Source organism: Streptomyces sp. NPDC029138 (genome assembly GCF_055564375.1).
The window spans coordinates 1-17,862 of record NZ_JBVHWM010000045.1 but is presented as its reverse complement, the minus strand read 5'-3'; the positions used below and the strand labels follow the sequence as shown (position 1 = coordinate 17,862).

Here is a 17,862-nt window from a genome sequence, read left to right as displayed (position 1 = left end):
CTTCGTACGAGGAGAAACACCATGTCTGTGAACCGGCGCAAGCTCGGCCGCTCCGGCCCCGAGGTCTCCACCATCGGCCTGGGCGCCATGGGAATGTCCGACCTGTACGGCCCGGCCGACGACGCCGAGTCGATCGCCACGCTGCACGCGGCGATCGACGGAGGCATCAACCTGATCGACACCGGCGACTTCTACGGCTCGGGCGCCAACGAGATGCTCATCGCCCGCGCCCTGCGCGAGCGCCGCCGCGAGGACGTCGTGCTGAGCGTCAAGTTCGGCTCCCGCCGCACCCCCGACGGCGCCTTCCAGCCGGTGCCCTACGACGTCTCGCCGGAGGCCGTGAAGGACCGGCTGGCGTACTCCCTGCGCCGCCTGGAGACCGACTACATCGACATCTACCGCCCGGCCAGGCTCAACCCGAACATCCCGGTGGAGGAGACCGTCGGCGCGCTGGAGGAGATGCGCCAGGCCGGCTACATCCGGCACATCGGCCTGTCGGAGCTGGGCGCCGACACGATCCGCCGCGCCGCCGCCGTCGCCCCCATCAGCGACCTCCAGATCGAGTACTCGCTGCTCTCGCGCGGCCCCGAGCAGTCCATCATCCCGACGCTGCGGGAACTGGGCATCGGTCTGACGGCGTACGGCGTCCTCTCGCGCGGCCTGCTCAGCGGCCACTGGTCACCCTCGCGCGAGCTGAGCGGCGGCGACTTCCGCGCCCACTCGCCGCGCTTCCAGGGCGAGAACCTGGAGGCCAACCTGCGCCTGGTCGAGGCTCTCGGCCGGGTCGCGGAGCGGCTCGGCGCCACCACCAGCCAGGTGGCCATCGCCTGGGTGGCGGCCCAGGGCGAGGACATCGTGCCGCTGGTCGGCGCCCGGCGCCGGGAGCGGCTGGCGGAGTCGCTGGGCGGGGCCTCGCTGACGCTCGACGCGGAGACGCTGAAGGAGATCGAGGAGGCCGTCCCGGCGGGCGCGGCGGCGGGTGAGCGGTACGCCGCCCCCCTGCTGGCCACGCTGGACAGCGAGCGCTGAGCCTGAGCGCCCTGACGCGTCGCGGCAAGCCGCACGCGAGCCATGGACCCGGCTCCCCACGGGCCCGTGGCTCGCGTGCTTCGTGCGGCAGGTCATGGCAGTCGCCGTACTCCCGTACGCAGTCACCCGTACACAGCCATGACATACACGTGGTTAGGCTGAGCGGACTCATATTTCCGGCGTCCCTGGGAGCGTCATGCGTGATGCGGAAGCGGCGGACCGGCGCCAGGACGCCGACCTCGTCCGGCTGGCCCAGCGGGGGGACGCCACCGCCCTGGCCCTGCTCCTGGAGCGGCACGCCCCGGGGATGCGCGCGGTGGCCCTCGCCCTGCTCGGGCCGGGCCCCGACACGGACGACATGACGCAGGAAGCCGCGCTGACCGCGCTGCGCCGGATCGGGGACGTCCGCGATCCCGAGGCCGTGGGGCCCTGGCTGCGCATGATCGTGCGCAACGCCTGCCGCTCGCTGCTGCGCGGCCGGGCGCGCACGGAGCCCGTCGGCGATCCGACGCCGCCTTCGGCCGCCGACGCCGATCCCGAGCGGTGGCTGGAGCGCAGCGCGCTGCGTGACTGGGTGTGGGAGGCCATCGACCAGCTCTCGCCGACGCTGCGCATGCCCCTGGTGCTCCGGCACTTCAGCCGGGGAGTGACGTCGTACGAGGACATCGCCCGCGCCTGCGGGACACCGGTGGGCACGGTCCGCAGCCGGCTGAGCCAGGCACGGGCCCGGCTCGGCGCCCTGCTCACGGACCTCACGGCCGCCGCGCACAGCGACGCCGCCGCCCGCACGGCCGCGAGCCGCCTGGAGGCCCGGGACACGCTGGAGGCCGCCGAGCTGGGCCGGTTCGGCTCGTTCACGGCGCGGCGCTGGTCCCCGGACGTCGACCTGTGTCTGGGCGGCCGGCGCGTCGGCGGCCGGGAGGCGCTGGTCCGGGGCATGGAGTGCGATCTGGCCGACGGCGTCCGCCAGCGACCCGACCACATCGTGGCCGGGCGCTCGCTGGCCGTGTGGGAGATGGAGCTGATCAGCCCGCCGGACGACCCGGAGCACTGCCCGCCGGCCGTCGCCTGGCTGCTGACGCTGGACGAGGGCGGCCGGGTGCGCCGCGTGCGCCTGCACCACTCCAGGCCGCTGCGGCCGGACCAGGCGAGGCTGCCGGAGGCAGCCGCCCTCCTGGTGTGACGACGATCACGCCGTACGCGTCGAACTTCCCCCGGGCGACCGCGTCCTGTCGGCGTCGACCCCGACGACCGACCACGGAACGGAGTTCCCATGACCACCCAGCCGACCGCACCACTGGCCGCGGGCGCGCACACCATCGAGGTGGACGGCACCGTCCAGGCGTACCACGTGCACGGCACCGGCCCGGTGTGCGTCGCGCACCCGGGAGGCCCCGGCATCCCCTGGGAGTACCTGCGCGTGCCGGCAGCCGAGCGGCACCTGACGATGGTGTACGTCGAGCCCGTCGGCACCGGCGCCTCCGGCAGGCTGCCCCGGCACCCCGACGGCTATGTCCGGGCCCGCTACAGCCGCTTCCTGGAAGCGCTGATCGACCACCTCGGCGTGGGCCCGGTCCACCTGCTGGGCCACTCGCACGGCGGCTTCGTCGTCCAGTACCACGCGCTGCACCACCCCGAGCAGGTCGCCGGGGTGATCCTGTACGACAGCGCGCCGGTGACCGGGCGGGAGCACGGCGCCGAGGCCATGCGCCAGGTGCGGGCGTTCGCGGCCCGGCACGCGGACCGGCCGGAACTGCCGTCGGTGCTCGCCGCCCTCCAGTCGGTGCCGGCGGCCCGTGACGACGCGGGCATCACGGCGGCGCTCCGCGGCCTCCTGCCCGCCTACTTCGCCGACTACTGGAACCGTGAGGCGGAGTTCGACGCCTTCCGGCGGAGCACCGGCGGGGTCTACGTCTCCGGCCTGGACGACAACGGCGAGCCGGACGTCATCGACGACCGCGAGGCCCTGCCACGGCTCGCCCTGCCCGCGCTGGTCCTGGTCGGCCGCCACGATGTCATCTGCTCCGTGCGCTGGGCGGAGGAGCTGCACAAGCTGATCGCAGGGTCCGAACTGGTCGTCTTCGAACACAGCGGCCACTTCGCCCACCTGGAGGAGCCCCAGCGCTTCGCGGAGGCCGTCACACGGTTCGTGACCGGGTGACCGCCTCCCCCGCGACGATGGTGTCGTGGTCCGGGAAGCGGGCGGCGATGGAGGAGCCGGTGAAGGTGCCGGTCCAGCCGTCCTGCTTGTGGAAGAAGCGGATCGCGGTGAACGCCGGACGGGTGCCCATGTCGAACCAGTGCGTGGTGCCGCGCGGCACGCCCAGCAGGTCGCCCCGCTCGCAGAGCACCGCGTGCACCTCGCTGCCGATGTGCAGGTAGAAGACGCCGGAGCCGGAGACGAAGAAGCGGATCTCGTCATCGTCGTGCGTGTGCTCCTGGAGGAACTTCGCGCGGGCGGCCTCGGCCTTCGCCGGGTACTCGGGGTCGTCGCCCGGGTGGAGGCCGAGGACGTCGACGGTGGTGAAGCCCTCCTCGGCGGTCAGCCGGTCGATCCGCGGGCCGTACGCGGCGAACACGGCCGCGCTGTCCGCGTCGGCCGGCACGCCATCGAGGACCGGCCACCGCTCGAAGCGCACGCCGAGCGCGTCGAGGGCCGCGGCGATCCGCGCGGGATCGGACGTGCGACGGACGAGCCTCGCGGGACCGGTGTCCGGCCAGGTCATCAACAGAGTCATGGAGCAAAACTAACTCACCCCTGAGTTCGGACCTGTTCGGACCTGAACATTTATGACATGAGTGACTGACGTAATGTCTCACCGGTGCCAGTCATCAGCCCGAGAGGAGTCCCCGTGGACCAGGACCCGATCGCCGGGACGATCGCCGCGATGATCCCGGCGGCACGGACGGAACTCACCGAGTTGGTGGCCTTCCGCTCCGTCGCGGACCCGGAGGTCAGCCCGCGCGGCGAGTCGGAGAAGGCCGCGGAGTGGATCGCCACCGCCCTGCGCGCCGAGGAGTTCGAGGACGTCACCGTCCTCGACATGCCCGACGGCCGGCAGTCCGTGTACGGCTTCCTGCCCGGGCCGCCGGACGCGCCGACCGTCCTGCTCTACGCCCACTTCGACGTGCAGCCCGCGCTGGACGAGACCGCCTGGACCAGCCCGCCCTTCGAACTGACCGAACGGGACGGCCGCTGGTACGGGCGCGGTACCGCCGACTGCAAGGGCGCCGTCGTCATGCATCTGCTCGCACTGCGCGCGCTCAAGGCGCACGGCGGGGTGCCGGTGAACGTGAAGGTGATCGTGGAGGGCTCCGAGGAGCAGGGCACGGGCGGCCTCGAACAGTACGCCCGCGCCCACCCCGACCTGCTGGCGGCGGACGCCGTGCTGGTCGCGGACGCGGGCAACTTCCGGCGGGGGGTGCCGACCGTGACGGCGGCCCTGCGCGGTATCACGATGCTGCGCGTCCGGGTCGACACGCTGCGCGCGAACCTGCACTCCGGGCAGTTCGGCGGCCCGGCGCCCGACGCCCTGACGGCACTGCTGAAGATCCTCGCCTCCCTGACCGACGAGGACGGTACGGCCCGCGTGGACGGGCTGCCGGCGGACGGCCACTGGCCGGGGCTGGACTACCCCGAGGCGGACTTCCGCGCGGACGCGGGCCTGCTCGACGGCGTGCGCCTGACCGGCGCGGGCAGCGTCGGCGACCGGCTGTGGGCCCGCCCGTCCGTCGGCGTGATGGGCATCGACTGCCCGGCCGTCGAGGGCGCCACCCCGACGATCCACGCGACGGCACGGGCCGCGCTCAGTCTGCGCATCCCGCCGGGCCAGGACGCGCGGACGGCGACCTCGCTGCTGGTGGCGCACATCGAGAAGCACACCCCCTGGGGCGCCCGTGTCTCGATCGAGCCGCTGGGACAGGGGGAGCCGTTCCAGGCCGACGCCTCGGGACCGGCGTACACGGCCATGGCCCAGGCCCTGAGCACGGCGTACCCGGGGCAGACCATGCGGCTCGGCGGCTTCGGGGGCGGCATCCCGCTGTGCGGCGCGCTGGCCGAGCTGTATCCGTGGGCCGAGATCCTGCTGATCGGCCTGAGCGAGCCGGAGGCCAACATCCACGCCGCCGACGAGAGCGTCAGCGTCGACGAACTACGCCGGCTGGCCGTGGCCGAGGCGCACTTCCTGCGGGGCTATGCGGTGAACGGCGGCCGTTCCGGGCAGGGATGAGCGCCGCCTGGCCGGGGCGAGCGTCGTGCAGTCAGGCGATGTTTCCTGTGTTGTCAGGTCGTGTTCGCCGCGTCGTCAGTAGGTGTTCGCCGTGTCGCCGTGTGAGTGCCGTGCCGGTGCTCCCCGTCCAGCGGTCCCTGTCCGGTGGTCAGGGCCGGTGGTGCCGGCGCGGGCGGCAAGGGGCGTGCACCGGTCCCTGCCGCCCGCACGCCGCGCAGTGCCGTGCCGGGCCGTGCCGCATCGGCCCGCCCGGGCGGCACGGCCGTAGCCCTCTGTGGGGCCCGGCGCCGCGCGGAGACCGGTCTCTTCAAGCCCCGGTGCCGGGGGCGAGGACGGTGAGGGACGCCTGGGAGGCGGTTCCGGACACCGGTACCGCGCCGCCCGTCCACGCGACGCGCAGGGAGTCCCGTTCGTTGGGCGGAGTGACGAGGAGCCAGGCGGGCTTCGCCGACTTGGCTCCGCTCACCCCCGGGTTGGTGAAGGACAGCCCCGACCACGCGCTCTGTCCCGGAGCGAGGGTGACCGGCGTCGCCCGGCCGGGCGTGCGGGCCGGATCGGGGCCCAGCTGCCGACCGGAGGCGTCGGTGAACGCGGCTCCGGGATACCCGGTCACGGTGCAGGTGCGGCCGGAAGTGTTCGTCAGCACGACGGGGAAGTTCTCCTGGCCGGCCCCCGGATCGTCTCCGCCGAGCGAGGCACGCAGCTCGGAGGTGTGACACCGGCCACCTTCGGCCCCGTTGCCGGGGGCTGACGACTCCGCACCGCCGGACACGGACGGTTCACCCGCTGAGGGCGTCCGCGTCGGGGGGCCGGAGGCGGTGGCGGTGGCGGTGGCCGTCGCCGTGTCCGTCGCGGGCGACGCCGACGGGTTGCTTCCGCCGTTGCCGCAGGCTGTCAGTAGTGCCGCCAGCGCGGCGGTACCGGCCAGCAGAGCCGCAGCGGGCAGTCGGCGAGGATTGTCCACCATGAGTACTCCTTCGTAGACATGCGAAGTTAGCTCCGCGTGGAAACAAGAGTTACATACGAAACGATTCGACGCGTGTTGACTCACTTGCTACATGCATGTGTCTCCTCTTTGCCAGTACTTGACGTGGACTCAGGTATCAATTGAGTAAGTGGATGTCTTGCGGTCACCCATGAAGTGACCCCAAGCGTCTAAGGTCCAAGGGGACGGTGTGGTCCACTTCCCCGTAGGCGTCACGCCGCCCACCCCCACAATCGAGATGGATGCGATGTCCCAGAATGCTGCCGCCGCGGCGGACGGTCTCTTCACGCCCGACGACGTGGCGGGTCTGCGCGCGGCTGTCACCGGTCCCGTACTGGAGCCGGCGGACGCCGCCTACGCGACCGAGTGCGCCACCTACAATCTCGCGCAGCCCACGGCGCCCGCCGTCGTCGTCGGCGCCACCAGCGCCGAGGACGTGGCTCACGCCGTCACCTTCGCCACCCGGCACGGCCTCGCGGTCGCCGTCAAGAACGCCGGCCACCAGGTGGTGCCGTCGGTCGGTCAGAACACGCTGCTGATCACCACCACCCGCCTGACCGGCGTGGAGGTGGACGAGTCCGCGCGCACCCTGCGCGTCGGCGCGGGCGTGCGCTGGAGCGAGGCGCTCGCCGCCGCGGCCAAGGCCGGCCTCGCCCCGCTGGCCGGCTCCACCCCCACGGTCGGAGTGGTGGGCTACACCCTCGGCGGCGGCCTCAGCCCGCTGCTGGGCCGGGCCCACGGCTACGCGGCCGACCACGTGCGGTGGATCGAGGTCGTCACCGCCGACGGAGTCATCCGCACCGTCACCCCGGACGACGAACCGGAGCTGTTCTGGGCCCTGCTGGGCGGCAAGGGCAACTTCGGCGTCGTCACCCGCATCGAGTTCACCGCCGTCGAGCTGACCGTCTTCTACGGCGGCGGACTCTGGTTCCCCGGCGAGGACATGGCCGAGGTGCTGGAGGTCTGGCGCACCTGGGCGCCGACCCTGCCCGAGACGGCGAGCACCTCCTTCGCGGTCCAGCGGCTGCCCCAGGACGACGCCCTGCCCGGCCCGCTGCGCGGCGCCTTCGTGCTGCACGTGCGCTTCTCGTACCTCGGTGAGGCCGGCGAGGCCGAGGAACTCCTCGCCCCCCTGCGGGCCGCCGGCACCCCCGTCCTCGACTCGATCGCCCCGCGCCCGGTCCCGGACATCGGCGCCATCCACGTCGACCCGGTCGACCCGCTGCCGTACGTCGAGACCGGCTTCGGCCTGCGCGAGTTCTCCGCCGAGGCGCTGGCCGCGCTGGTGGAGGCGGTCGGCCCCGGCTCCGACTGCCCGCTGGTGACCGTGGAGGTGCGGGCCCTCGGCGGCGCCCTCGACCGGGAGCCCGAGACGCCCAACGCGGTACCCTCGCGCGGACTGCCGTACGTCACCTTCGCCTTCGGCGTCGCCGCACCCCCCGACCTGCCCTTCATGGACGAACACCTGGCGAAGTACGCGGCGGCCCTGTCCCCGTGGGCCGACCCCCGCAACGTGGTGAACTTCGTCGCCCCGGACGAGGCCGTGTCCGAGGCGGAAGTCCGGCGGCTGTACGGCGCCGAGCGCTATGAGCGGCTCGCGGCGGCCAAGCGGCGCTGGGACCCGGCCAACGTCTTCCGCCGCAACCACAACGTCCGGCCGGCCTCCGCGCCCACCGGAGACTGAGCGCCGCGGCCGACGGCCTCAGGTCCCGTAGGGCCGGTCCGGCCCCGCAGCACGTCCCTTCCGCCACCGTGCTCCGGGCACGCGGCGGCAAGGCCGTGCGGGCGTGCGGCCGGAACGGTTCCCGGGCCATTGCAGAAGGGAGGACCCCATGTCTGGACCCCACGCGCGTGAGATCGATGCCGTCCACGGACTCGGTGCGCACAGCCGGACACACCGAGTGGCCCGCAGAGCCGGAAGCCCGTACCCGGCGGACGAGGCGGAGAGCGCACGCCCGTCCCACCACCGTTCAGGGGCAAGCGACGCGGCTGGTGAGCATTCTTTAGGACCGGCGGAGCAGCGCGGGCAGGCGGAGCCCGAACCCGCTGTGGCGGGAGGGCACGGACGGACCGCGACGGGACGGCCGGTGGTCGGCGTGCTGCCGACCGGCGACCCCATCTCGGAACTCGCCCTGGAGAACTTCGTCAGGCAGTGCCCGCACCTGCTGTGGACCGCGGACAGAAACACGGCCGACGTCGTCGTGGCGGCTCTGCACAGCCCGGACACCCCGGCCGTGGCCCGGCTGCGCAAGCAGGTGGGGGAGCGGGTGTCGCTGGTGCTCGTGGTCGGCGGGGAATGGCGCGCCAACCTGCACCAGGCCGTCGTCCTCGGAGTGCGGGCCGTTCTCCCGCGCAGCGGTTTCACCTGGGAGGCGTTCACCCAGACCCTGCGGCAGGTGCGCGCGGGCCACGCGGACCTGCCGCCGGCGCTCCAGGGCCGGCTGATGGACCAGATGCAGTACACCTACCAGGAGGTGCTCGTCCCCCGCGGGCTCACCCCGGGCGGACTCACCGAACGGGAGGCGAAGGTGCTGCAACTCGTCGCCGAAGGCCATGAGTTGCAGGACATAGGCAATCAGCTCGGCTACTCGGAGCGCACCATCAAGAACGTGCTCTACGGCGTCATCAAACGGCACCGGCTGCGCAACCGCTCCCACGCCGTCTCCTTCGCCATCCGCTCCGGCCTCATCTGACCGCCCGTACGAGGCACGGTAGGGCGGCCCGTGCGCACGCGCCGCCGGCCCTGCCCGCGAAAGGAAACCCAGGTCTTGAGCACCACCGTAGCCAAGCGGGCCCCGCGCGAGGAGGGCCCCGCCATGCCCGAGGGCCAGGTGGAACTCGCCGAACCACCGGTGCTCGGCGAACCCGTGGTGACGGACATGTCCTCCGCCCTCATGTACATCCCGATGGGGCTGGGCAGCGGGGCGATGATGCTGATGTTCACCCAGGGCAGACCCGGACCGACGACCTATCTCATGTCCGGCATGATGGGTGCCTCGGTCGCCGGCATGGCCCTGACCCAGCTGGGCCGCTCCGGCAGCGAACGGCGCCGCAAGATGCGCGCCGAGCGCCGCGACTACCTGCGCTACCTGGCGCAGAAGCGCCAGCAGGCCCGGGAGGCCGCCGAACAGCAGCGCAAGGCCCTGCTGTGGAACAACCCCGACCCGGCCGCGCTGCCCGTGCTCGCCGAGGGAAGCCGGCTGTGGGAACGCCGGCCCAACCACGACGACTTCGCCCGGATCCGCATCGGCACCGGCTCGCGCCGGGCGGCGTTGGAGTTCCTGCCGCCGCAGACCCGGCCGGTGGAGGACCTGGAACCGCTCACGGCGATGTCGCTGCGCCGCTTCACCCGGGCCCACCAGCGCGTGCCGCACCTGCCGGTCCCCGTGGCCCTGCGCCGCTTCACCAGCGTGGAGTTCGCCGGGTCCGGTGCCGAGGTGCTGGCGTTGATGCGGGCCATGGTCGGTCAGCTGGCCGTACTGCACGCGCCGAACGATCTGCGGATCGCCCTGCTCGGCCGCGGCATGGCGGCCACGGAATGGGAGTGGCTGAAATGGCTGCCCCACAACCAGCACCCCGAGGAGACCGACGCGGCCGGCCCCGTGCGCCTGGCCGCCGACGACCACGACGCCTTGATGGAGCTGCTGGGGCCGGAGGTGCGGGACCGGCCCGACCACGACCCGGACGCGTCCCCGAGCACCGCCGAGCCGTTCGTGGTCGTCGTGGCCCAGGACATCCGCGTTCCCGAGTCGTCCAGGCTGCTGGGCGGCGGCATCCGCAACCTGGTGCTGCTGGACGCCACCGGCGCGCTGCCGGGCGGCGAGCGCGTCCTGCGGCTGACGGTGCGCGACGGACACGCCGAGTACCCCTCCGGCGACACCACCGCACGGATCCGGGCCGACTCGCTCAGCCGGGTACGGGCCGAACTCCTCGCCCGGTCCCTGGCCCCGATGCGCCCCAGCGGTGCCATCGACCTGTCCGACAGCTCGCTGGAGGCGGACTTCGAACTGACCGCGCTGCTCGGGCTGCGCGACCCGCACACCTTCGACGTCGCCGCGACCTGGCGGGCCCGGCAGGCCCAGTCGGCGAGGCTGAAGGTGCCGCTCGGCGTCACCGAGCACGGCGAGGTCGTCGAACTGGACCTCAAGGAGTCCGCGCAGGGCGGCATGGGCCCGCACGGACTGCTGATCGGCGCCACCGGTTCGGGCAAGAGCGAACTGCTGCGCACCCTCGTGATGGGCCTGGTCACCACCCACTCCTCCGAGGTGCTCAATCTCGTCCTGGTCGACTTCAAGGGCGGGGCGACCTTCCTCAACATGGACCGCCTGCCGCACACGTCGGCCGTCATCACCAACCTCGCCGACGAGATCCACCTGGTCGACCGGATGCGGGACTCCATCAACGGCGAGCTGACCCGCCGCCAGCAGCTGCTGCGCGACGCCGGCTACTCCTCGCTGTTCGAGTACGAGAAGGCCCGGCTGTCCGGGGCGAGCTGGCTCAGCCCGCTGCCGTCACTGCTCGTCATCGTCGACGAGTTCTCCGAACTCCTGGCCAGCAAACCGGAGTTCGTGGACCTGTTCGTGTCGATCGGCCGGCTCGGGCGCAGCCTCGGCGTGCATCTGCTGCTCGCCTCGCAGCGGCTGGACGAGGGCCGGGTGCACAAGGTCGAGGGCCATCTGTCGTACCGCATCGCGCTGCGCACCTTCTCCTCCATGGAGTCCCGCAGCGTCATCGGCGTCTCCTCCGCCTACGAACTCCCCTCGGCTCCCGGCAACGGCTACCTGAAGATCGACACCACCAACCTGGTCCGCTTCAAGGCCGCCTACGTCTCCGGGCCCGCCCCCGCCCCCCGCTCGGCCGAGGACCCCACGGGCGGGACCGCCGAACCCGCCCAGGAGATAGCCCTGTTCGGGCTGGAGCGCCTGGACGCCGCCGAACCCGAGCCCCTCCCCGTGCCGTCCCGGGCCGAGGCCGCCGCGACCGGCCCCGAGGAGCCGGAGGAGAGCGGCGAGAGCCTGCTGGAGGTGCTGGTACACCGGCTGGAGGACAGCGGCCCGCCGGCCCGCCAGGTGTGGCTGCCGCCCCTGAACGTCTCGCCCAGCCTGGACGAACTCCTGCCGGGCATCGAGCCCGACCCGCGGCGGGGCATGACCGCGAAGGGACACTCCGCCCCCGCCCTCACCCGGGTGCCGCTCGGCATGGTCGACCACCCCTACGAGCAGGCGCGCGAACTGCTCACCACCGACCTGTCCGGTGCCAACGGGCACATCGGTGTCGTCGGCGCCCCGCAGACGGGCAAGTCGACGTTGCTGCGCACCCTGATGATGTCGCTCGCCCTCACCCACACCCCCCAGGACGTGCAGTTCTACTGCCTCGACTTCGGCGGCGGCCTGGCCTCGGTCGGCGGTCTGCCGCACGTCGGTTCCGTCGCCGGCCGGCTCGACCGCGACCGCGTGCTGCGCACCGTCGCCGAGATGACCCAGCTGCTGGAACGGCGTGAACGGACCTTCGCCGAACGCGGCCTCGAATCGATGGCCGCATACCGGGCGCTGCGTGCCGAGGGCGCCGTCGACGACCCCTACGGCGACGTCTTCGTGGTGGTCGACGGCTGGGCCACACTGCGCGCCGAGTACGAGGACGCGGAAACCGTCCTGATGGACCTGGCCGCGCGCGGCCTCGCCTTCGGGCTCCATCTCGTCGGCTCCGCCGTGCGCTGGTCCGAGTTCAGGCCACGGCTGCGCGACCTGATGGGGACCAAGCTGGAGCTGCGGCTCGGCGACTCGGTGGAGTCGGAGGTGGGTTCGCGGATCGCCGCCACCGTCCCCCACCAGCCGGGCCGCGGCCTGGTGGCGTCCGGCCACCACTTCCTGTCCGCGCTGCCCCGGATCGACGGCTCCGCCGAGACCGAGGACCTGACCACGGCGACCCGGTCGGCCGCCGCCGAGATCAACACCTTCTGGACCGGACGCCCGGCCCCCGAGGTCCGGCTGCTGCCCGCCCGGCTGCCGGCCGGCCAGCTGCCGCCGCCGCCCGCCGACAGAGAGGAACTACGGCTGTGCCTCGGCCTGGACGAGCAGCGTCTCGCGCCCGCCTGGCACGACTTCGGTACGACACCCCACCTGATGGTGTTCGGCGACGGTGAGACCGGGAAGACCAACGCCCTGCGCCTGGCCATCCGTGCCGTCCTCGCCCGCTACACCGCCGACGAGGCGCGCATCCTGGCCGCCGACCCCGGACGCGGCCTGCTCCGGGACATCCCCGAGGCCTACCGGGTCGGCTACGCGGTCGACGGACCCGCCCTCACGGAACTGATGAAGTCCGCCGCGGTGTCGCTCGGCAAACGCGTTCCCGGGCCGGAGATCAGCCCCGAACAGCTGCCCCGGCGCGACTGGTGGCACGGACCCCGGCTGTTCGTCGTGATCGACGACTACGACCTGTTCTCCAGCAGCCCCGGCATGACCTCACCCACCTCACCGCTGGTGGACCTGCTTGCCCAGGGCCAGCACATCGGCCTGCACCTGATCGTCGCCCGCAGCTCCTCCGGCGCCGCCCGCGCCATGATGGACCCCCTGCTGCGGCGGGTGTGGGAACTGGGCAACCCGGCCCTGCTCCTGTCCTACCCCAAGGAAGAGGGCAAGTTCATCGGCGAGGCCCGGCCGCGCCTGCTGCCGCCCGGTCGCGCCCAGCTGGTCACCCGGCGCTCGATCGGCCTGGTGCACCTGGGACTGGTGACCTCCTCGTGACCGCCACCCGCCCGAACCCGTTCCCGTCACCCCTTCCCGCAGCGGAGTAACCCCATGACCACCCCACCCCCGCTGACCCCGGCCGTCCCCGACCTGTGCCGTCTCACGGTCGAGGGCCTCGCGGGCCGGGCCGACCTCGCCGTACCGGTCACCATGCCACTGGCCGCGCTGCTGCCGGTGCTGTTGCGGCAGGCCGGGAAACCGTCCGGTGACGGAGCCTCCTGGACACTCCAGCGGTTCGGCGAGGAACCGCTGGACCTCGACGGCACCCCGCAGACCCTCGGCCTGCGGCACGGCGAGGTGCTGTACCTCCGCCCCGAGGCGGAAGCCCTGCCGCCGCTGGTCTTCGACGACGTCGCGGACGGTGTGGCGCACGTCGTCGAAGGCCGTCCCGGTCGCTGGTCGCCAGGGGCGACCCGGTGGCTGGCCCTCGTCACGGCCTGCCTCGCCGTCGCCGCCGCCGCGGTCGCCGTACTGCTGGCCGCCCCGGGCGGCACCACGGCCGCCGGCGCCGGCCTGGCGGCCCTGGCCCTGGGCACCGCCGCCGTCGTCGCGCAGCGCGGCCGGGCGGACCGGGCCGTCGTCGCCGTCGCCGGCTGCGGAGCCCTGGCCCTCGGCCTGCTCACCGGAGTCGTCTTCACCCCGGCACCGGGCACCACCGGGCTGCTGCTCGCCGCCGCCTGGCTCGTCGTCCTGTCCGGTGGGCTCCTCGCGCTGCGCACCCTGCCGCCGCTGGTACCGGCCACGGCCCTCGCCCTCGCGGTCACCACGGCCGCCGTGTGCGCGGTCCGTGCCGCGGGCTGCTCGACCGCGCAGGCCACCACCCTGGTGGCGGGGGCCCTGTTCGTGCTCGGCCATCTCGCTCCGCGCGTCGCGCTGCGCACCGCCCGCCTGCGCGTTCCTCATCTGCCGCACGACGCCGAGCAGTTGCAGCAGGACATCGAGCCGGAAGCGGAGGAGGACGTCCAGCGCCGGACCGTCGTGGCGGTCCTGCTGCTGGACGTCCTGGCCCTCACCGCCGCGGTGATCTGCACCGCCGCCTGGTGGCTGCTGTCCCTGGACGAGGGCTGGATCGACTGGACGCTGCCGCTGGTCTTCGGGGCCGCGTTGCTGCTGCGCGCCCGCGCCCTGACCGGTGTGGTCCAGCGGATCGCGACCACTCTCGGCGGCGCCACGGCCCCCGTCGCGGTCGGACTCGCCCTGGGAACACGCCACGGCACCGGGGCGTGGGCGGCGGAACTGGCGGCACTGCTCCTCGCCGCGGTACTGCTGCTGTGGACGGCGCAGCGGCTGCCCGGCGGGCGGCTCCTGCCCGTGTGGGGGCACGCCGGCGACATCGCCGAGTGGGTCTGCTCCATCGCACTGCTGCCGCTGCTGCTGCAACTGGTGCACACGTACGGTCAGTTCCGCTACCTGGCAAGCTGAGGGAGCGGCGTGCAGACACAACGGGACCACCTCCAGGCCTACCAGTTCGCGATGGGCCGTCTGGCCGCGGCACTGGTGACGGGACAGCCCGGCAACGGCGGCAGCCCCTACCGGCGCGGCTCGGTCGGCACCTTCTTCGGCTTCGTCCTCGTCCTGCTGCTCTGTGCGGGCTTCGCGGTGTGGGGCCTGATCGACCCGGTCGAGAAGGACACCTGGCGCCAGCCCGGATCGATCATCGTCGAGAAGGAGACGGGCACGCGCTACCTGCTGCTCGACGGCACCCTGCGGCCGGTACGCAACTACGCGTCCGCGTTGCTGCTGACCGGGCTCTCCGGCACCGTCCGCACGGCGTCCCAGGACGCCCTGAAGGCCGTACCGCACGGTTCGCCCATCGGTATCGACGGGGCCCCGGACTCGCTGCCCGCCCCCGGCAACGTGGTTTCCGGCGGCTGGACCCGCTGTCTGCGCCCCGATCTGCCGGCCGGTGAGGTTCTCGACCTGACGCCGGCCGGGACGACACCGGTGTCCGCCGGCACCGCCGCCGTCGTCGCCGACCGTGCGGGCCACCGGTTCGTGCTGTGGCGCGGCGTCAAGTACCCGGTGCCCACGGACAGCACCCTCATCGCGCTCGGCCTGGACGGCGGGCGGCCGGTGACCGCCCCCGACGACTGGCTGGCCGAGGTGCCCTCCGGCGCGCCGCTGCGGGCCCCGGCCGTCCCGCACGAAGGCGACCCGGCCGGCCGGATCGGCGGCCGCCCGGTGCGGGTGGGCCAAGTGCTGCGCACCTCCGCCGGCCAGGAACCCGCCTACGTCATGCTCAAGGACGGCATCACGAAGGTGACGGCCACCGAGGCCGCTCTGCTGGCCGCGCGGCCGGGAGCGCCGGCACCGACGACCGTCGACGCCGCCTCGCTCGCCGCCGCGCCCGTGGCCCCGCACTGGCCCGCCTCGACCCTCCCCGACCTGCGCGGGGCCCCGTTGCCCGGCGCGGACGGCGCGCTGCTGTGCCTGCGCCAGACGACGGCCGGCGTCCGCACCACCAACAGCCTGGTACAGGAGCGGGGCGGCGTGCTCACCACCGAGCGCCCGGCGCTGGTGGCTCCCGCGCACGGCGTCCTCGTCGTCGACCAGGACGAGCTGCGCGCACGCGTCGCCTCGCCGCGCACCTATCTCATCGACGACCAGGGCACCCTCTTCCGGCTCTCCGGCAGGGCAGCCCAGGACCTCCGGCTCAGCGGCCCCACCACCGCGATGCCCACGCGGGTGCTGAAGCTGCTGCCGGACGGCCCCCTGCTGTCCCCGGACGCCGCCACGGCCACCGTGAAGGAGAAGTGAGCGTGCGACTCGACGGCACGCTGGCCGCACGTCTGCGCAGTGGTCTGCGGCTGCGCCAGAGCGGTCACACCCTGCTGGTGCACCGCAAGGGCGGACCGGACCCGGCCGCTCTCGCCCTGGCCGAGGGCATCGCGGCGGACACCCACCACCGCGTCGTCGTCGCCGACCTGCCCGCCGACGCACCGCTCGCTGACTGGCAGGCGGCCGGCCGGCTGCTCGCCGGCCGGACCGACGGCATCCGCCTGGTCTTCGCGCACGCGGCGTCGTACGACACCCGGCGCATCGGCCAGGCCGTCGCGGAGACCACGGGAGCCGCGGTACTGGCCGCGGACGGCACGCCCCGCATGCTCGCCGGGGGCGGCCTCTTCGTCCCGCGGGACCAGGGCGCGGGCTGGCTGCGCTTCCAGCCGGGACGGCCGCCCGCGCCGGACTCCCGCCGGTTCCCCAAACCCCAGTGGGAGTTCGCCGCGGCGGACGAGCCGTGGAGTCCCGAACCGGGGACCGTCGTGGAACCCATCGCCGGCGGGATCTGGCTGCGCAGCACCGAGGACGAACGGGGCATCGGCGCCCGGCACTGGCTGGTCGACCGCATCCCCGCCGGACCCGACACGCTGACGGTCGTCCTGGGCAGTCCCGGCACGGCCCCGGTCAGTCTCGCCGCCACCGTGCGGCTGTGGCACAGCGTGCTGCCCTCGGCCCGGGCGTGGTTGAGGTTCCTCCAGCTCGGGCCGGTCACCCTGCCCGGCAACGTGGACTCCTGCGGCCAGGGCCTGGCCGACGCCGTCGGCGAACGGGTCGTCTTCTACGCGGGCGTGCCCGCCCTGCCGCCGCACGCGGGCGACGGCCTGCGCATCGAAGTCCCCAACCACGACGGTACGGCCGCGTGGCAGCCCTTCGTCACCGAGGTCCTGTACGTGCCGGGCACCGGCGGCACCCCCTCGCCGCCCATCCTCCTGGGCCTGCGGGCACCGGTGCCGGGAGCGGCGCAGACCTCGCCCGGGGTGTACGACTACACCCCGGACACCGTCCTGGAGGTGGTGCAGAGCGGGCTGTGGCTGCGTCCCCCCGCCGAGCCCGCGGACGGGGACCGGGTGCGCCGTGTGGCGGCGGCGCCGGGACGGGCGGCGATCCTCTACGACCGCCGGACCCCGGACGGCGGAGCACGGCTGCGCCTGCTGGCCGAGGACATGCTCCGCCAGCTCGACCCCGCGCTCCGCGACGCCTTCCGCCTCGCCCCGGCGGACGCGCCGGGTGCCGCCCTCGGCTGGAGCGACACGGACTGGTGGGCGGCGGCCGACGACGGCACCGCCCGCCGCGCACCGGGTGCGGCCGGGGGCCGGCTGGACACGGCCGAGCCGGAGACCGCCGGCGCGCGGCGCGCGTCCGCCGAGAGCCTGACCGGGCCGACGGAGGTGTCCGGGCCGTCGGGCGGGGAGCGGTCGAGCGTGCCGCGACCCGCGCGGGAGGCGCGGTCAGGTGCGGCGCATGCTCCCGGGGCGGCCGTGCCGGGCGGTTCCGACGTGCCGTCGTCCGCTGAACCGCCGGTTCCCGCGCTGTCGGGGGCGGGCAGCCGTCCGCCGCTCTCCGCCGATGGTCCGCAGCCCTTGTCGGCCGCCCCGGATTCCGCCCACCGGCCGGCGCCGTCCGCGACCCCACCGGTGGTCTCCGGCACCGGTCCGGCCGTCCCGGCCGCCGCGTCGCCGGTCCGGCCGTTCGAGTCGGGTGCCCTCGGCGATGGGCGGTACGGGCAGCAGCCTTCTCCGCGCCCGGTCCCACCGGTGGTCTCCGGCACCGGTCCGGCCGTCCCGGCTGCCGAGTCGCCGGTCCGGCCGTTCGAGTCGGGTGCGCCCGGCGACGGGCCGTACGGGCAGCAGCCTTCTCCGCGCCCGGTCCCACCGGTGGTCTCCGGCACCGGTCCGGCCGTCCCGGCCGCCGAGTCGCCGGCCCGGCCGTTCGAGTCGGGTGCCCTCGGCGATGGGCGGTACGGGCAGCAGCCTTCTCCGCGCCCGGTCCCACCGGTCGTCTCCGGCACCGGTCCGGCCGTCCCGGCCGCCGAGTCGCCGGCCCGGCCGTTCGAGTCGGGTGCCCTCGGCGATGGGCGGTACGGGCAGCAGCC

At 74.0% G+C, this 17,862-nt stretch carries 12 protein-coding genes; 10 read left to right on the top strand and 2 right to left on the bottom strand.

The window, feature by feature from the left end; all coding sequences use genetic code 11:
• Positions 1 to 21: 21 nt before the first annotated feature.
• The 3 genes from ACZ4WH_RS28855 (at position 22) to ACZ4WH_RS28845 (ending at position 3,190) form a co-directional block, all read left to right on the top strand.
• Positions 22 to 1,029, top strand: a complete 1,008-nt coding sequence (locus ACZ4WH_RS28855; RefSeq protein ID WP_468185923.1) for an aldo/keto reductase — start codon at positions 22 to 24, stop codon at positions 1,027 to 1,029.
• Between the two features lie 196 nt (positions 1,030 to 1,225).
• On the top strand, positions 1,226 to 2,212 hold the full coding sequence (locus tag ACZ4WH_RS28850) for an RNA polymerase sigma factor (RefSeq protein WP_468185920.1): 987 nt from the start codon (positions 1,226 to 1,228) through the stop codon (positions 2,210 to 2,212).
• A gap of 90 nt (positions 2,213 to 2,302) precedes the next feature.
• Positions 2,303 to 3,190: an alpha/beta fold hydrolase gene (locus ACZ4WH_RS28845; RefSeq protein WP_468185917.1), complete on the top strand. Its 888-nt coding sequence runs from the start codon at positions 2,303 to 2,305 to the stop codon at positions 3,188 to 3,190.
• On the opposite strand, the gene ACZ4WH_RS28840 is transcribed toward ACZ4WH_RS28845, so the two are convergent.
• Complete coding sequence (locus ACZ4WH_RS28840; protein WP_468185914.1) at positions 3,168 to 3,767, bottom strand: 1,2-dihydroxy-3-keto-5-methylthiopentene dioxygenase; 600 nt, start codon at positions 3,765 to 3,767, stop codon at positions 3,168 to 3,170. The genes ACZ4WH_RS28845 and ACZ4WH_RS28840 overlap by 23 nt on opposite strands.
• Before the next feature lie 114 nt (positions 3,768 to 3,881).
• On the opposite strand from ACZ4WH_RS28840, the gene ACZ4WH_RS28835 reads away from it, so the two are divergent.
• Positions 3,882 to 5,258 carry a M20/M25/M40 family metallo-hydrolase gene (locus ACZ4WH_RS28835; RefSeq protein ID WP_468185912.1) on the top strand — a complete coding sequence of 459 codons (1,377 nt, stop codon included), beginning with the start codon at positions 3,882 to 3,884 and terminating at the stop codon, positions 5,256 to 5,258.
• 307 nt (positions 5,259 to 5,565) lie between these two features.
• Here ACZ4WH_RS28835 and ACZ4WH_RS28830 read toward each other — a convergent pair whose 3' ends face one another.
• On the bottom strand, positions 5,566 to 6,225 hold the full coding sequence (locus tag ACZ4WH_RS28830; protein WP_468185910.1) for a DUF4232 domain-containing protein: 660 nt from the start codon (positions 6,223 to 6,225) through the stop codon (positions 5,566 to 5,568).
• Positions 6,226 to 6,490: 265 nt separating this feature from the next.
• Here ACZ4WH_RS28830 and ACZ4WH_RS28825 point away from each other — a divergent pair, with 265 nt between their 5' ends.
• From ACZ4WH_RS28825 to ACZ4WH_RS28800, 6 genes are all read left to right on the top strand, one after another.
• A complete protein-coding gene (locus tag ACZ4WH_RS28825; protein WP_468185907.1) occupies positions 6,491 to 7,927 on the top strand; it encodes an FAD-binding oxidoreductase in 1,437 nt (478 codons plus the stop codon).
• 364 nt (positions 7,928 to 8,291) lie between these two features.
• Entirely contained in the window at positions 8,292 to 8,936 is a 645-nt protein-coding gene (locus ACZ4WH_RS28820) for a helix-turn-helix transcriptional regulator (protein WP_468185905.1), read from the top strand.
• Positions 8,937 to 9,011: 75 nt separating this feature from the next.
• The gene (gene eccCa, locus ACZ4WH_RS28815) at positions 9,012 to 12,986 is read left to right on the top strand and encodes a type VII secretion protein EccCa (protein ID WP_468185902.1); all 3,975 of its coding nucleotides are present in this window, start codon (positions 9,012 to 9,014) and stop codon (positions 12,984 to 12,986) included.
• A gap of 54 nt (positions 12,987 to 13,040) precedes the next feature.
• Positions 13,041 to 14,411, top strand: a complete 1,371-nt coding sequence (eccD, locus tag ACZ4WH_RS28810) for a type VII secretion integral membrane protein EccD (protein ID WP_468185899.1) — start codon at positions 13,041 to 13,043, stop codon at positions 14,409 to 14,411.
• 9 nt (positions 14,412 to 14,420) lie between these two features.
• Positions 14,421 to 15,746, top strand: a complete 1,326-nt coding sequence (gene eccB / locus ACZ4WH_RS28805) for a type VII secretion protein EccB (protein WP_468185896.1) — start codon at positions 14,421 to 14,423, stop codon at positions 15,744 to 15,746.
• A partial coding sequence (locus tag ACZ4WH_RS28800) for a hypothetical protein (RefSeq protein ID WP_468185893.1) occupies positions 15,743 to 17,862 on the top strand: 2,120 nt, incomplete at its 3' end. The genes eccB and ACZ4WH_RS28800, both read left to right, overlap by 4 nt.

Coding starts and splice junctions, on each gene's coding strand:
- ACZ4WH_RS28825 (WP_468185907.1), top strand. CDS start 6,491: ATGTCCCAGAATGCTGCCGCCGCGGCGGACGGTCTCTTCACGCCCGAC.
- ACZ4WH_RS28850 (WP_468185920.1), top strand. CDS start 1,226: ATGCGTGATGCGGAAGCGGCGGACCGGCGCCAGGACGCCGACCTCGTC.
- ACZ4WH_RS28840 (WP_468185914.1), bottom strand. CDS start 3,767: ATGACTCTGTTGATGACCTGGCCGGACACCGGTCCCGCGAGGCTCGTC.
- ACZ4WH_RS28855 (WP_468185923.1), top strand. CDS start 22: ATGTCTGTGAACCGGCGCAAGCTCGGCCGCTCCGGCCCCGAGGTCTCC.
- eccD (WP_468185899.1), top strand. CDS start 13,041: ATGACCACCCCACCCCCGCTGACCCCGGCCGTCCCCGACCTGTGCCGT.
- ACZ4WH_RS28830 (WP_468185910.1), bottom strand. CDS start 6,225: ATGGTGGACAATCCTCGCCGACTGCCCGCTGCGGCTCTGCTGGCCGGT.
- ACZ4WH_RS28845 (WP_468185917.1), top strand. CDS start 2,303: ATGACCACCCAGCCGACCGCACCACTGGCCGCGGGCGCGCACACCATC.